General features: G+C 44.8%; 15 protein-coding genes and 2 tRNA genes. 7 read left to right on the forward strand and 10 right to left on the reverse strand.

Going from position 1 to position 12,671, the window contains the following annotated elements:
- Positions 1-91 precede the first annotated feature (91 nt).
- Both ald and trxB read left to right on the forward strand, forming a co-directional pair.
- The gene (ald, locus tag AYJ58_RS13520; RefSeq protein WP_106650515.1) at positions 92-1,207 is read left to right on the forward strand and encodes an alanine dehydrogenase; all 1,116 of its coding nucleotides are present in this window, start codon (positions 92-94) and stop codon (positions 1,205-1,207) included.
- Positions 1,208-1,546: 339 nt separating this feature from the next.
- Positions 1,547-2,500 carry a thioredoxin-disulfide reductase gene (gene trxB / locus AYJ58_RS13525; protein WP_106650516.1) on the forward strand — a complete coding sequence of 318 codons (954 nt, stop codon included), beginning with the start codon at positions 1,547-1,549 and terminating at the stop codon, positions 2,498-2,500.
- A gap of 117 nt (positions 2,501-2,617) precedes the next feature.
- On the opposite strand, the gene rplT is transcribed toward trxB, so the two are convergent.
- The 4 genes from rplT to thrS form a co-directional block, all read right to left on the reverse strand.
- Positions 2,618-2,974 (reverse strand): 50S ribosomal protein L20, encoded by a 357-nt coding sequence (rplT, locus tag AYJ58_RS13530; RefSeq protein WP_006081652.1) that lies wholly within the window; start codon positions 2,972-2,974, stop codon positions 2,618-2,620.
- A 16-nt stretch (positions 2,975-2,990) separates the two neighbouring features.
- Positions 2,991-3,185 carry a 50S ribosomal protein L35 gene (rpmI, locus tag AYJ58_RS13535; RefSeq protein ID WP_106650517.1) on the reverse strand — a complete coding sequence of 65 codons (195 nt, stop codon included), beginning with the start codon at positions 3,183-3,185 and terminating at the stop codon, positions 2,991-2,993.
- A gap of 84 nt (positions 3,186-3,269) precedes the next feature.
- Positions 3,270-3,812: a translation initiation factor IF-3 gene (infC, locus tag AYJ58_RS13540; protein ID WP_012089240.1), complete on the reverse strand. Its 543-nt coding sequence runs from the start codon at positions 3,810-3,812 to the stop codon at positions 3,270-3,272.
- Between the two features lie 3 nt (positions 3,813-3,815).
- Positions 3,816-5,744: a threonine--tRNA ligase gene (thrS, locus tag AYJ58_RS13545; protein ID WP_011846833.1), complete on the reverse strand. Its 1,929-nt coding sequence runs from the start codon at positions 5,742-5,744 to the stop codon at positions 3,816-3,818.
- Positions 5,745-6,034: 290 nt separating this feature from the next.
- Here thrS and AYJ58_RS13550 point away from each other — a divergent pair, with 290 nt between their 5' ends.
- Positions 6,035-6,265 carry a hypothetical protein gene (locus tag AYJ58_RS13550; protein ID WP_106650518.1) on the forward strand — a complete coding sequence of 77 codons (231 nt, stop codon included), beginning with the start codon at positions 6,035-6,037 and terminating at the stop codon, positions 6,263-6,265.
- A 298-nt stretch (positions 6,266-6,563) separates the two neighbouring features.
- A complete protein-coding gene (locus tag AYJ58_RS13555; RefSeq protein ID WP_106650519.1) occupies positions 6,564-6,764 on the forward strand; it encodes a CPXCG motif-containing cysteine-rich protein in 201 nt (66 codons plus the stop codon).
- A gap of 34 nt (positions 6,765-6,798) precedes the next feature.
- Here the strand turns inward: AYJ58_RS13555 and AYJ58_RS13560 are convergent, their stop codons facing one another.
- Complete coding sequence (locus AYJ58_RS13560) at positions 6,799-7,422, reverse strand: riboflavin synthase subunit alpha (RefSeq protein ID WP_106650520.1); 624 nt, start codon at positions 7,420-7,422, stop codon at positions 6,799-6,801.
- Positions 7,423-7,455: 33 nt separating this feature from the next.
- Between AYJ58_RS13560 and AYJ58_RS13565 the strand changes: the two genes are divergently transcribed.
- From AYJ58_RS13565 to AYJ58_RS13575, 3 genes are all read left to right on the forward strand, one after another.
- A complete protein-coding gene (locus AYJ58_RS13565) occupies positions 7,456-8,835 on the forward strand; it encodes an MATE family efflux transporter (protein WP_106650521.1) in 1,380 nt (459 codons plus the stop codon).
- Positions 8,836-9,089: 254 nt separating this feature from the next.
- Positions 9,090-9,166, forward strand: a tRNA-Val gene (locus AYJ58_RS13570).
- A 38-nt stretch (positions 9,167-9,204) separates the two neighbouring features.
- A tRNA-Val gene (locus tag AYJ58_RS13575) sits at positions 9,205-9,281 on the forward strand.
- Between the two features lie 95 nt (positions 9,282-9,376).
- Here AYJ58_RS13575 and fdhD read toward each other — a convergent pair.
- From fdhD to AYJ58_RS13595, 5 genes are all read right to left on the reverse strand, one after another.
- Complete coding sequence (gene fdhD / locus AYJ58_RS13580; RefSeq protein WP_106650522.1) at positions 9,377-10,213, reverse strand: formate dehydrogenase accessory sulfurtransferase FdhD; 837 nt, start codon at positions 10,211-10,213, stop codon at positions 9,377-9,379.
- 191 nt (positions 10,214-10,404) lie between these two features.
- Positions 10,405-11,310: a formate dehydrogenase accessory protein FdhE gene (gene fdhE / locus AYJ58_RS13585; protein ID WP_106650523.1), complete on the reverse strand. Its 906-nt coding sequence runs from the start codon at positions 11,308-11,310 to the stop codon at positions 10,405-10,407.
- Positions 11,303-11,932 (reverse strand): formate dehydrogenase subunit gamma, encoded by a 630-nt coding sequence (locus AYJ58_RS13590; RefSeq protein WP_106650524.1) that lies wholly within the window; start codon positions 11,930-11,932, stop codon positions 11,303-11,305. Before AYJ58_RS13590 ends, fdhE begins: the two co-directional genes overlap by 8 nt.
- Positions 11,929-12,072 (reverse strand): formate dehydrogenase N subunit beta transmembrane domain-containing protein, encoded by a 144-nt coding sequence (locus AYJ58_RS22220; RefSeq protein WP_443019243.1) that lies wholly within the window; start codon positions 12,070-12,072, stop codon positions 11,929-11,931. The genes AYJ58_RS13590 and AYJ58_RS22220 overlap by 4 nt, the downstream gene beginning before the upstream one ends.
- Complete coding sequence (locus AYJ58_RS13595) at positions 12,051-12,671, reverse strand: 4Fe-4S dicluster domain-containing protein (RefSeq protein WP_232790811.1); 621 nt, start codon at positions 12,669-12,671, stop codon at positions 12,051-12,053. Before AYJ58_RS13595 ends, AYJ58_RS22220 begins: the two co-directional genes overlap by 22 nt.

Consider the following 12,671-nt stretch of genomic DNA (forward strand, 5'->3'; position numbering starts at 1 on the left):
CTAGATATCCCTGAATTAATCACGTTCAGGTCACGATAAAATAACAATTATGCCCATTAAAAGTGGGTTTTCAGGCAATTGAGGCTCAAAGATGATTATTGGTGTTCCCAAGGAAATTAAAAACCACGAATATCGTGTCGGTATGGTTCCTTCTAGTGTTCGCGAGTTAGCGATCAAAGGTCACGAAGTTTTTGTAGAAACAAATGCAGGCACAGGTATCGGTTTTTCAGATCAAGATTATATTGATGCTGGCGCCACAATTTTAGCGACTGCTACTGAAGTTTTCGCTAAAGCGCAGATGATTGTAAAAGTAAAAGAGCCTCAAGCAGTTGAACGCGCTATGTTGCGTCACGATCAGATTTTATTTACTTATCTGCATCTTGCGCCAGATTTACCGCAAACTGAAGATTTAATTAAAAGTGGTGCCGTATGTATCGCTTACGAAACTGTGACTGACGACCGTGGTGGCCTGCCCTTACTTGCCCCTATGTCTGAAGTTGCTGGCCGTATGTCAATCCAAGCTGGCGCTATGGCATTAGAGAAATCTTCTGGTGGTCGCGGTATGTTACTGGGCGGCGTTCCAGGGGTTGAACCCGCTAAAGTCGTGATTATTGGCGGCGGTATGGTCGGTACTAACGCTGCGCAAATGGCGGTAGGCATGGGTGCTGATGTGGTTGTACTTGACCGTAGCATTGATGCGCTGCGTCGCTTAAATGTGCAATTCGGTTCTGCCGTAAAAGCCATTTACTCTACTGCTGATGCAATTGAACGTCATGTTATTGAAGCCGATCTTGTGATCGGTGGTGTACTGATACCTGGTGCTGCAGCGCCTAAATTGGTAACCCGTAGCATGATCTCACGTATGAAGCCAGGCAGTGCCATTGTTGACGTAGCAATTGATCAAGGCGGTTGTGTTGAAACTTCACATGCAACGACTCACCAAGATCCAACTTATATTGTTGATGATGTTGTGCATTATTGCGTGGCAAACATGCCTGGTGCGGTTGCTCGCACTTCTACTTTCGCACTAAATAATGCAACGCTACCGTATATTCTTAAGTTAGCTAACTTAGGCTATAAAGAAGCGCTGTTACAAGACAAGCACTTACTGAATGGCTTAAACGTGATGCACGGTAAAGTGGTCTGTAAGGAAGTGGCTCACGCCCTGAATCTAGCGTTCACTTCTCCAGTTGCATTATTGGCATAAGCGTTTAATTAGCTTAAGCTTTCGATGTAATATTGCGTTTGATTTACCTAGCAAATGATCCAAATCGGCCTCAACCCTGTTGAAGCCGATTTTTTATTTGCAGAACTGAAATTAAAGCATGCGAATTGATAACATCCCGTTTATCAACATGTCTGGTGCTTTCACTCGTCATGCCCGCCTAAGCCATTTAATTCACCGCAGTAAAGTTAAACTGACACTCTGAATACCAAAGCGCACTGACTCGATTAGCGCAATCTAAAAGAATCACCCTTCAACACTTTACCCCCACAGGTAAATTCCCTACAATCCTTGCAATTTGCTAAAGGCACGGAGATAAACATGAGCCAGATCAGACATTGTAACTTATTGATTTTGGGTTCAGGCCCAGCAGGATATACCGCAGCTGTTTATGCTGCGCGTGCGAATTTAAAACCTGTGATGATCACAGGTATGCAGCAAGGTGGTCAATTGACCACTACGACTGAAGTTGAAAACTGGCCAGGTGACGCGGATGACTTAACGGGTCCAGCGTTAATGGAACGTATGCAAAAGCATGCAGAAAAGTTCGATACTGAAATCTTGTTCGATCACATCAACGAAGTGACCTTAACCGAGCGCCCTTTCCGTTTGAAAGGCGATAACGGCGAGTACACCTGTGATGCGCTGATCATAGCAACTGGCGCTTCAGCCCGTTATTTAGGATTAGAGTCAGAAGAAGCATTCAAGGGCCGCGGTGTATCAGCCTGTGCGACCTGTGATGGTTTCTTCTATCGTAATCAAAAAGTCGCTGTGATCGGTGGCGGTAACACAGCTGTTGAAGAAGCATTGTACTTAAGTAATATCGCCGCTGAAGTTCATCTGATCCACCGTCGTGACACTTTCCGCTCAGAAAAAATCTTAATCGACCGTCTGATGGACAAAGTCGCTAATGGCAACATCATCCTTCATTTAGACCAAACTATGGATGAAGTCGTTGGTGATGCTATGGGTGTGACAGGTCTTAAGATGAAGAGCACTAAAGATGGCTCTATTACTGACTTAGCCGTTGCTGGTGTGTTCGTCGCTATTGGCCATAGCCCTAATACTGGAATTTTTGAAGGCCAGTTGGAAATGAACCACGGTTATTTAAAAGTACAAAGCGGCTTGCAAGGTAACGCCACACAAACCAGTATCGAAGGTGTTTATGCTTGTGGTGATGTGATGGACCAACATTATCGTCAAGCGATTACTTCTGCGGGCACAGGCTGTATGGCCGCACTCGATGCAGAGCGTTATTTAGACGCTAAAAAGTAATTAAACTCAAAACTTTTTTCAACCAATAGCAGGCTTGGCCTGCTATTTTTTTAGCTAAAAATGACACATAAAAAAAGGGACCAAATGGTCCCTTCTCTACAGCAACAAACTAATTTCTTAGTTTAACGCTTCTTTTGCTTTTTCAACTAAAGTTGCAAATACAACTTTATCGAATACAGCGATGTCAGCCAAAATCTTACGATCGATTTCGATAGACGCCTTTTTCAGACCGTTGATGAAACGGCTGTAAGACAGACCATTTTGACGAGCAGCAGCATTAATACGTGCAATCCAAAGTTGACGGAATTGACGTTTTTTCTGACGACGGTCACGGTAAGCATATTGACCAGCTTTAGTTACTGCTTGAACAGCAACACGGTAAGTACGGCTACGAGCGCCATAATAACCTTTAGCTAGTTTTAAAACTTTCTTGTGACGAGCACGAGCGGTTACACCACGCTTAACTCTTGGCATTTTCTAATCTCCTAAATTAAGCGTAAGGTAATTGACGCGCGATTGCTGGAACGTCAGCTTTTGCAACTAAACATTTAGCACGTAAATGACGTTTACGTTTAGTGCTTTTTTTCGTCAAAATGTGACGTAAGTGTGCTTGCTTGCGCTTGAAACCATTAGCGGTTTTCTTAAAACGCTTCGCTACACCCTTGTCTGTTTTCATTTTAGGCATTTCTAAAACTCCGCATTGGGATGTTTAATAAAAAGCAAGGCGAGCAAAGGCCATAGACCTTCGCTACTTTAAGTTTTGCCCTACTTATTTCTTTTTAGGCGCTAGCACCATAATTGCTTGTCGGCCTTCCATTTTCGGGAAAGATTCAACAACCGCATACTCGTCCAAATCAGCCTTGATACGGTTCAATAGATCCATACCTAGGTTTTGGTGTGCCATTTCGCGACCTCGGAAACGAAGCGTAATCTTCGCTTTGTCCCCGTCTTCCAGAAAACGTATCAGGTTGCGTAGTTTTACCTGATAGTCGTTTTCGTCAGTTCCAGGACGGAATTTAATTTCCTTAACCTGAACCTGCTTTTGCTTCTTCTTTTGTTCCTTGGCTGACTTAGCCTTATCAAAAAGGAACTTACCGTAGTCCATAATGCGACATACTGGAGGTTCAGCATTCGGGCTGATTTCTACTAGGTCTACACCTGCTTCATCTGCCAAATTCTGAGCATCTCTGATGCTTACCACACCAATAGCTTCACCATCAATGCCTGTTAAACGTACTTCTGGTACGCCTGTGATTTCTTCATTGATTCTATTAGGGGCCGGCTGACGCCCTGCTGTTTTTTTGATCTTTATGACCTATTCCTCCAACAATTTGAGACTACGGAGCGAAATCTGTTGATGGATTTTAGTGGCGAAATCTTCAAGTCGCATCTTACCTAAATCGATACCATCACGGGTACGCACCGCTACTTCCTTATTTTCCATTTCTTGATCGCCAACGACCAACAAATAAGGGACACGCCTTAAGGTGTGCTCGCGTATTTTAAAGCCTATTTTCTCATTCCTCAAGTCAAAAGACGCTCGAATACCTTGTTCTTTGAAGAATTTTACGACTTCTTCAACATAATCAGCCTGTTTATCGGTGATATTCATCACGACAACTTGCATTGGGGCTAACCAAGTTGGGAAACGTCCTGCATATTCTTCTATCAAGATACCCAAGAATCGTTCCAAAGAGCCTAAAATAGCGCGATGGATCATCACAGGGGTCTGACGGCTGTTATCTTCGGCAACATAAGTTGCACCAAGACGGCTTGGCAACGCATAATCGAGCTGCACAGTACCACATTGCCACGCTCGGTCCAAACAATCGTGTAAAGTAAATTCGATTTTTGGTCCGTAGAACGCGCCTTCACCTGGCAAAATAGTGAATTCAATATTATTGTCACGCAGCGCTTGCTTAAGTGCTTCTTCCGCTCTGTCCCACATTGCATCGTCACCGATACGTTTTTCAGGACGAGTCGACAGTTTTACCACGATATTTTCAAAGCCGAAGGTGGCGTATGTATCGTAAACCATCTGGATACAGGCACTCACTTCTTCTTGGACTTGGCTGTCAGTACAGAAAATATGGGCGTCATCTTGGGTAAAGCCGCGTACGCGCATTAATCCGTGCAAAGAACCAGAAGGTTCATTACGGTGACAGCAACCAAACTCTGCCATACGTAATGGCAGGTCGCGGTAAGATTTCAACCCTTGGTTGAAGATCTGCACGTGGCCTGGGCAGTTCATCGGCTTGATAGCATATTCGCGGTTTTCGCTGCTGGTCGTGAACATGGCTTCTGAGTATTTATCCCAGTGACCAGAACGTTCCCACAACACGCGGTCCATCATTAATGGGCCTTTCACTTCTTGGTAAGTGTATTGGTTTAACTTACGGCGAATGAATCTTTCTAATTCGAGGAAGATGCTCCAACCGTCGTTATGCCAGAACACCATACCCGGTGCTTCTTCTTGCATGTGATACAAGTCGAGCTGCTTACCGATTTTACGGTGATCACGCTTAGCCGCTTCTTCAAGACGGGTTAAGTGTGTGCTCAAGGCTTTTTTATCTGCCCAAGCGGTACCATAGATACGTTGCAACATCTTGTTTTCTGAGTTACCACGCCAATAAGCGCCGGCAATGCTCATTAATTTAAAGTGTTGGCAAAAACGCATGTTCGGTACGTGCGGTCCACGACACATGTCTGTGTATTCTTCGTGATGATACAGCGCAGGCGTTGCATCTTTGCTGATGTTTTCATCCAGAATGGCAATCTTATAATCTTCGCCACGCGCTGCGAAGGTATCGCGCGCTTCTTGCCAGCTAACTACACGTTTAACTACGTCATAGTTAGTTTTGGCCAGTTGAAGCATGCGCTTTTCTAACGCGTCGATGTCATCTTGAGTCAACTTATGCTCAAGGTCGATATCATAGTAGAAGCCGTTATCAATAACAGGACCAATCGCCATCTTGGTTTCTGGCCACATTTGCTTAATCGCGTGACCTAATAAATGCGCGCAAGAATGGCGAAGAATTTCAACACCTTCTTCGTCTTTGGCGGTAATGATTGATAGTTCTGCATCGGTTTCAATGAGATCGCAAGCATCTTTTAATTCGCCATTAACGCGGCCAGCGATACAAGCTTTCGCTAAACCTGGGCCAATATCGGCGGCAACATCGAGGGTTGATACAGCATGGGCAAACTCGCGTTTGCTACCATCGGGAAGTGTAATTACAGGCATGAAATGTCCTTTCCAGTGGTGACCCACACGTAGGGCCACTTGGTTTTAGTTAATGTAAGAGAAATGCTCGCTAGGTTAAGACAGTACAGGAGTCTTAGCCGCCTTGCGTAGCAGGGCGTTTATTCTAAGGGATTGTAGCTAAAAGGCGCAAGCATATTGACCAGAATTGGGATTAGAAACAAAAAGCAAATTCATGATTTTGCAGTGTCTTGGTAACTTAGCGGTCATCTAAATCCCCTATTCTGGCGCCAGTTTATTAGTCATCACTGAAAACATGACAGGGAGTTGATATGTTGAACGGCATTTTATTGGCTGTGGCACTCACGAACACAAGCGCTTTACCTGAGCCGCAGGTGTTAACCACAAATGAACCTCAGATTGATACTCAAGTATTACTCGTTGATATTAAAAGTGAACTTGAGCAACAAATGCAGCGTTTAACCCTAGATATTACACAAAATGCCCGCGATGGTGTGTTACACAGCAGCGCAATAGAAGATTTAGTCACAGTTAAGGATTAATGCTAAAAGCGTTATTGCTCCACTAAGAAAAGCATTTAACCATAAGATCTATCATGCTGGGTTTTGAGGCCGACTTCATCTAAGTATGCGCACAGCACTCTGTTGTATACTCAAATAGGAAGCCCTTAAATAGACACCACTCGAATGATGACGCACATAATGAATTCTTAAGATTGAACAAAATCAAGGCGCTAAACAATAGGCGCGATACCGACTAAGTGTTAGCTGTGCTGATTGAACTGAATGATTCGCTCTATTCTATTGTGGCTTTCTTCTATTAGGTATAAGGAGTTACACTATGAGAGTCATGAACAAAGTGATTGCTTGTCCCCACTGCGGGCACCACCAACATATCAGTATTGATGCCAGCTGCGGAGATCAAGATTATTACGATGATTGTCGAATTTGTTGTAATCCCATTCATTTACGCTTACATATCGATGAGTCGAGACGTACCGTGGAGCTGTATATCGACTCGGATGACGAGCAAATATATTAAATGAGATTGTACTAAAGGCGATGATGAAACGAGCCTAACAGGCTTGCTCGTTAAAACGTCTAGCCAGCACGCGCTCGACTGTGTCGACGATAACTTGTGTTTGGCTATCGATCTCAATGTTGAGTTCATCACCCACTTTACACTGACTTAAATTGGTCAGCTTTAGGGTTTCGGGAATTAAGTGTAACTTAAAGCCGGAGTCACTCACCTCGCCAACCGTTAAACTACAGCCATTAACGCCAACAAAACCTTTATAAAAAATGTAATCCATCCATTTAGGCTCAATGCCCAGTGTCAGATCATAATGCTGTTCTGTGTGGCTGATATCGACAACTTTAGCCTTAGTATGAATATGGCCGGAGAGAATGTGACCACCAATTTCACTACCGAAAGTTAACGAACGCTCAACATTAACGCTTTGACCTATCGACAAATTAGCCAGATTCGTCAGTCGCAAGGTCTCTTCCACTACGTCGAAAAATACCCTATCATCAACCACCTTAGTCACAGTTAGACATACCCCGTTATTTGCCACACTTGCACCAATCGCAAGTCCCTCATGCAAATCAGGTTCGAACGCTACCTCAAGGGTATTTAGGCCATCTTTCTTATGTATTGCAACCACCTCGCTGGTGGCTTGAACTATACCTGTAAACATTTTTTGCTCGCTTAATCGTTAAAGGCTGTATTTATGAATCATTCAGGCTATCAAGCCAAACGTTTAATCCAATTGGCACTGCCAGTGCTAATAGCACAGGTCACTCAAACCATGATGGGCTTTATTGATACCGTCATGGCGGGCCGTGTTAGTGCGGTCGATATGGCCGCTGTTGCGGTCGGCACTAGTCTTTGGTTACCCGCTATTCTGTTCGTCCAAGGTTTGCTGATGGCTTTTACACCTTTATTTGCCCACTACAATGGAGCGAATAATCAAAAAGCCATTCAACCTTTAGCCTTTCAAGGGGCCTATCTTGCCATCATTGGCGGCATTTGCGTGATGATTTTCCTCGCATCAGCGCCCTTTGTACTTGGCCATATGGATTTAGAACCCGAATTATACCGCTTAACCATTGGATATCTCGACGGTATTTTATGGGGCGCACCTGCATTTGTGCTTTACCAAGTACTACGAGGCTGTAGTGAGGGGATTTCTTACACTTTACCGACTATGGTCATTGGCTTTGTCGGCTTAGCGGTGAACATACCCGCCAACTACATCTTTATTTACGGACACTTTGGCGTACCTCCGATGGGCGGTGCAGGCTGCGGTATTGCCACTGCCTTGGTTTTTTGGGCCATGCTGATTGCCATGACTATTTATATGCAAGTACATAAGAAATTTGCGGCCTTAGCTCCTTTCAGTAAATTTCATCGTCCTGACTTTGAAACGATGAAAAAAATGACCAAACTCGGTATGCCGATAGCAATGGCGCTGTTTTTTGAAGTGAGTTTATTTGCCATTATTGCGTTGTTACTCGCCCCATTAGGTGCAACTGTGGTGGCAAGTCACCAGATAGCACTGAACTTTTCTGCGATTGTATTTATGCTGCCGTTGTCTATTGGTATCGCAGTATCGATTAGAATTGGCTACTACTTGGGTCGCGATCGTGCTGATATTTCTGCAGTGGTCGCCAAAGTGGGTTTATGGTTAGCGCTATCCCTTGCATTATCAACTGCAGTCTTGACCGTCATATTTAGATTCCAAATTGCAGAGCTTTATAATGGTGATCCTGAAGTGGTCGCTTTAGCTGGCAGCTTGATGTTAATGGCGGCACTGTATCAATTATCGGATTCAGTCCAAGTGGTTGCCGCCGGAGCCCTACGTGGTTATAAAGATACCCGCAGTGCCTTTTATATCACGCTGTTTTCCTATTGGGGCATAGGTATGTCACTCGGCTATACCTTGGCTTATACGGATCATATCGTTCCTGCCATGGGCGCACACGGTTTTTGGACCGGATTGATTGCAGGTCTCACCTCGGCGGCGCTGCTATTTTTCATTCGACTGCGTTACATCCAAAAACATGGTGTGCATTTAAGCCTAATTGAAGGCGACAGCGTGCATCACTAATCGGATAGGCAAGATTTAAAGCAACGGCGAGCATTAAGCTCGCCGTTTTGTTTATGTCTTAGTGGTTTGACGTGCTCAGTAAGTCTAACTTGCCGTTATATCAATAACTTTGTTGAAACACTGGACAAGTTGCACAGCAATTCACCATTTGACGATAATTTTGATTTTTTTGCTTGCCAGCCCTGCACTATGCCCCTAATATAGCGCTCGTTCCAAGGCGCAATGCTTTTGAATAGCAAGTTAATATTTACGATGCACCCGTAGCTCAGTTGGTTAGAGCACTACCTTGACATGGTAGGGGTCGGTGGTTCGAGTCCACTCGGGTGTACCACTCTCTTCACAGAGTATAAAAAGTGAAATTCAAACAGTGCACCCGTAGCTCAGTTGGTTAGAGCACTACCTTGACATGGTAGGGGTCGGTGGTTCGAGTCCACTCGGGTGTACCATTTCTCAGTTTTAATTCGCTTTAATATTCATTTATCCAATCAGTGTTAATTAATACTCAAAATAAACGATAGCTAACGATGAAAATGGCAAGGCATCATATTACCTTGGCTATGCTTTGATATTGCTGTCCCAACAGCCGATAGCCGTGGGTGTACAGCGTTGCCCTGCCATTACGGCAAAACCCGATAAGCGTGATATTGCTTTTCTCAGCTAACTCCAACGCCAGTGAAGTCACGGCGGACATAGCAAACAGAATTTGGATATTGGCACTAGCGGCCTTCTGCACCATCTCAAAACTCGCGCGACTGGTGAGCAATACGGCCACTGGACGCGCCACATTGCGAGCGGCAAAGGCGCCAATTAACTTGTCGAGTGCGATATGTCTACCTATATCTTCATAGGCGGCGATGATCTGTCCTTGATGGTTAAGCCCCATGGCCGCATGCGTCGCGCCCGTGAGCTTAAAATGCTGTTGATTATCTTGAATTTGTCCAAGCGCGACCTGTAAGTGGCTGATGTCGAATCTGGCATCTGAGTTCACTCGCATCACAGGCTTGACCGCCTCTTCGAGCTGGGCGACGCCGCACAATCCACAACCCGTGCGTCCCGCCATATTGCGCCTTTGTTGCTTGAGTGCCATAAAGCATCGCTGGTTGATTTCGACTTGGATCAACACGCCTTCACGGGTAAATTCGAGTTCAACCCCTTTGATATCATTGATATGGGAAACGATACGTTCAGACAGCGTAAAACCTATAGCAAAGGCTTCTAAATCTTGGGGGCTCGCTAACATAACAGTATGGGCGATACCGTTATAGACCAGTGCGACCCGCACTTCATTGGCTAAATAATCGATTAGCTCAGATGCATGTCCATGCTCTAGCAGGACCACGCTTTTTTCGGTAACCACTTGATGTGAATGAAAGTCCATAGAGTTATCCCATGTAAAAAACGAACAGTGAAGCTGATCAGCAATATTGTGTTACCCATATCAGTAAAGAAATATCGTTGAACTTCTCGTTTCTGCAGCAATGCACCTAAAGTGCTTCTTCTACCGTATAAAGGAAGGACTTGTTTCGACACAAGTCCTTCACTTACTTGCGTTCCACTTGTTTACATTAGCTACTCAGTTTCATGGGCGAGTAACAGTGGGTTGACTGTGGTAGATTTATAACCTTCAACATTAAGTGCGTTATCTAACATCAAGCTTGCTAGATCATCTGCAACCACGTCCATGTGTGGTGATTTTTCAATAAACAACATCTTGGTGTAGCCATGGCAAGCATCACAACTTTCAATACGTATGTTGGCTTGATAGTCATCCAAGGTCCAAAGTGACATATCTTCGTCTTGCTCGCAGTTGGTGCACTGAGCTCGCACATAATGCCACTGGGTTTCACATAGGCTGCAGTGCAAATATCTAAGCCCTGTGCGGGTTTCATCACGAATGACGCTCGCCACTGGATGACTGCCGCATACTGGACATAGACTCTGCTGTTTTAGTTGACTTTGATCCATGCGCTTAATGACTAATGGAGCCCAGTGGGACCAATACACAGCTAAAGCCGCCCAAATAAACAGACTATAACTGGCGGGGACGTCACTCAATTTACCTTCCCTGAGGGAACGTCCGTAGTCTGCCAATTTAGCTTGATCTAACTGCATCATTTCACGGATAACTTTTGCAACCGATTTGGGGGCTAAAGGCAAAAGTTCACAGAGCAAAGACTGGAGTGAACCAAGCCAGTAATGATTATCAGCGCTAAATTCTGCGGCTAATGGTTTTGCTTTGCCTATATCAAATTTGGGCGGCGGTCCGAAATCGCCTTGCTCGATCAAGTTTGCTTGTGCTTTTACCAAGCGTTCACATAAGTTAAGGTATTCTTTTAACTCATGATCTTTCTGCAAAGTTTGTAGCCGTTTTACACGATGCAAATAAGTCGCTAACGGATCTGCGGCAATGATATTGGCTATTGTTAATGGCGACTGTTCACTTGTAGCCAGTGGAATTTGGCAGGCACTAGTCATGTTGTTTGCCCTCTTCATCTAACATCGCGGGATGATGCTTATGTACCCAAGCTCGCGATACTTTTCCGTAGAGCATTCCCGTAATGGAACCTTCAATCCAGGTGGCCATCCACACATGCACAGCTAAAGCAATCAGCATTAGAATCGCGCACGCAGAATGGATTAACGTCGCCCAGTTGATACTCTCTGCACTGAAGTAAACGGAGAAAAACTCCTGCCACATCATGATGCCCGTGACGATGAAGGCCAAGATGAAGATGACAAAGGCACGGAACAACATTTTCTGCCCGGGATTGTAATGCCCAATTGGTGGGATCTTTGCTTCGTTGTCCGACAGTACATGCACAATTGATTTCATCCATGGCAGATCATATTTATTCCACTTATTATGGTGGTAGTAACGTATCAGCATCACGGCGAGCATCAGACACATAGCCAATCCGAAGATGGGATGAGTAAAACGCGCTAATTGTGGTGTGCCGGAAATGGCACTGAGCCATTGGAACGATGGATAGAAAAATGAAAATCCGGTCATAAATGTCACTAGTCCAAGAAAGACTATGCTCCAGTGGCAAATACGGTCGAACAGCTTATGACGTACAATCATTGCTTGTGTTTTCATTTGCTGGCCTCCTCTTGGTCATTTTTATCTTGATCTGCACTGCGGTAACCCGGTTGGTCTTCTTCTACAATATTGCGACCAACGGTGAGTTTGTGTAGACAGGCAAACGCGACGGTTGCTAATAACCCCGCTCTTTTAATTCAGTGATCCGTTTATCTGAATAAAACAACATATCCTCACGACTGCCAAAGCGTAGCGCTCCGGTAGTACAGGTTTTCACGCAGGAGGGTTCGAGCCCAACGGCAAGTCTGTCTGAGCACAAAGTGCATTTATAGGCTTTGTTATCTTTAGGACTTATCTTAGGTACATCGAATGGACATGCCGTGGTGCAGTAGCCACAGCCAATACACTTATCGGAATCAAAATCCACCACGCCGTTGGCGTGCTGAACTATGGCTCCGGCTGTTGAACAGGCTTTAAGACAAGCAGGATCAGCACAATGCATACAAGAAGTATGGGTAAACTGCCAACGCAGTTTGTTGCCTTCCATGACTTCATTAAATTGCATTATGTTCCAACTTTCAGCCGATAACTGCATTGGGTTTTGATATGAACCTTGGAAAGTACCCACTTCATCTCGCAGGTCATTCCATTCAGAGCAAGCCACTTGGCAAGCTTTACAGCCGGTACACTTAGTTGCATCAAATAGCTTAGCGACTTGCTGTACATGGCTTCGGGCTTGGGCTGATGGAGTGATGTCGGAGGTTGCCGAGCGGCGGATAATATCTTGTGACGCCAT

Origin of the sequence: Shewanella sp. Pdp11 (genome assembly GCF_002838165.1) — a bacterium.
GTDB classification, from domain to species: Bacteria; Pseudomonadota; Gammaproteobacteria; order Enterobacterales; family Shewanellaceae; genus Shewanella; species Shewanella hafniensis.

Bases quoted from the DNA above. Each gene is read 5' to 3' on its own strand.
- AYJ58_RS13560 (WP_106650520.1), bottom strand. From the start codon at position 7,422: ATGTTTACAGGTATAGTTCAAGCCACCAGCGAGGTGGTTGCAATACAT.
- fdhE (WP_106650523.1), bottom strand. From the start codon at position 11,310: ATGACTAGTGCCTGCCAAATTCCACTGGCTACAAGTGAACAGTCGCCA.
- thrS (WP_011846833.1), bottom strand. From the start codon at position 5,744: ATGCCTGTAATTACACTTCCCGATGGTAGCAAACGCGAGTTTGCCCAT.
- trxB (WP_106650516.1), top strand. From the start codon at position 1,547: ATGAGCCAGATCAGACATTGTAACTTATTGATTTTGGGTTCAGGCCCA.
- AYJ58_RS13590 (WP_106650524.1), bottom strand. From the start codon at position 11,932: ATGAAAACACAAGCAATGATTGTACGTCATAAGCTGTTCGACCGTATT.
- fdhD (WP_106650522.1), bottom strand. From the start codon at position 10,213: ATGGACTTTCATTCACATCAAGTGGTTACCGAAAAAAGCGTGGTCCTG.
- rpmI (WP_106650517.1), bottom strand. From the start codon at position 3,185: ATGCCTAAAATGAAAACAGACAAGGGTGTAGCGAAGCGTTTTAAGAAA.
- AYJ58_RS13595 (WP_232790811.1), bottom strand. From the start codon at position 12,671: ATGGCGTCACAAGATATTATCCGCCGCTCGGCAACCTCCGACATCACT.
- rplT (WP_006081652.1), bottom strand. From the start codon at position 2,974: ATGCCAAGAGTTAAGCGTGGTGTAACCGCTCGTGCTCGTCACAAGAAA.
- ald (WP_106650515.1), top strand. From the start codon at position 92: ATGATTATTGGTGTTCCCAAGGAAATTAAAAACCACGAATATCGTGTC.
- AYJ58_RS13565 (WP_106650521.1), top strand. From the start codon at position 7,456: ATGAATCATTCAGGCTATCAAGCCAAACGTTTAATCCAATTGGCACTG.
- AYJ58_RS13555 (WP_106650519.1), top strand. From the start codon at position 6,564: ATGAGAGTCATGAACAAAGTGATTGCTTGTCCCCACTGCGGGCACCAC.
- AYJ58_RS13550 (WP_106650518.1), top strand. From the start codon at position 6,035: ATGTTGAACGGCATTTTATTGGCTGTGGCACTCACGAACACAAGCGCT.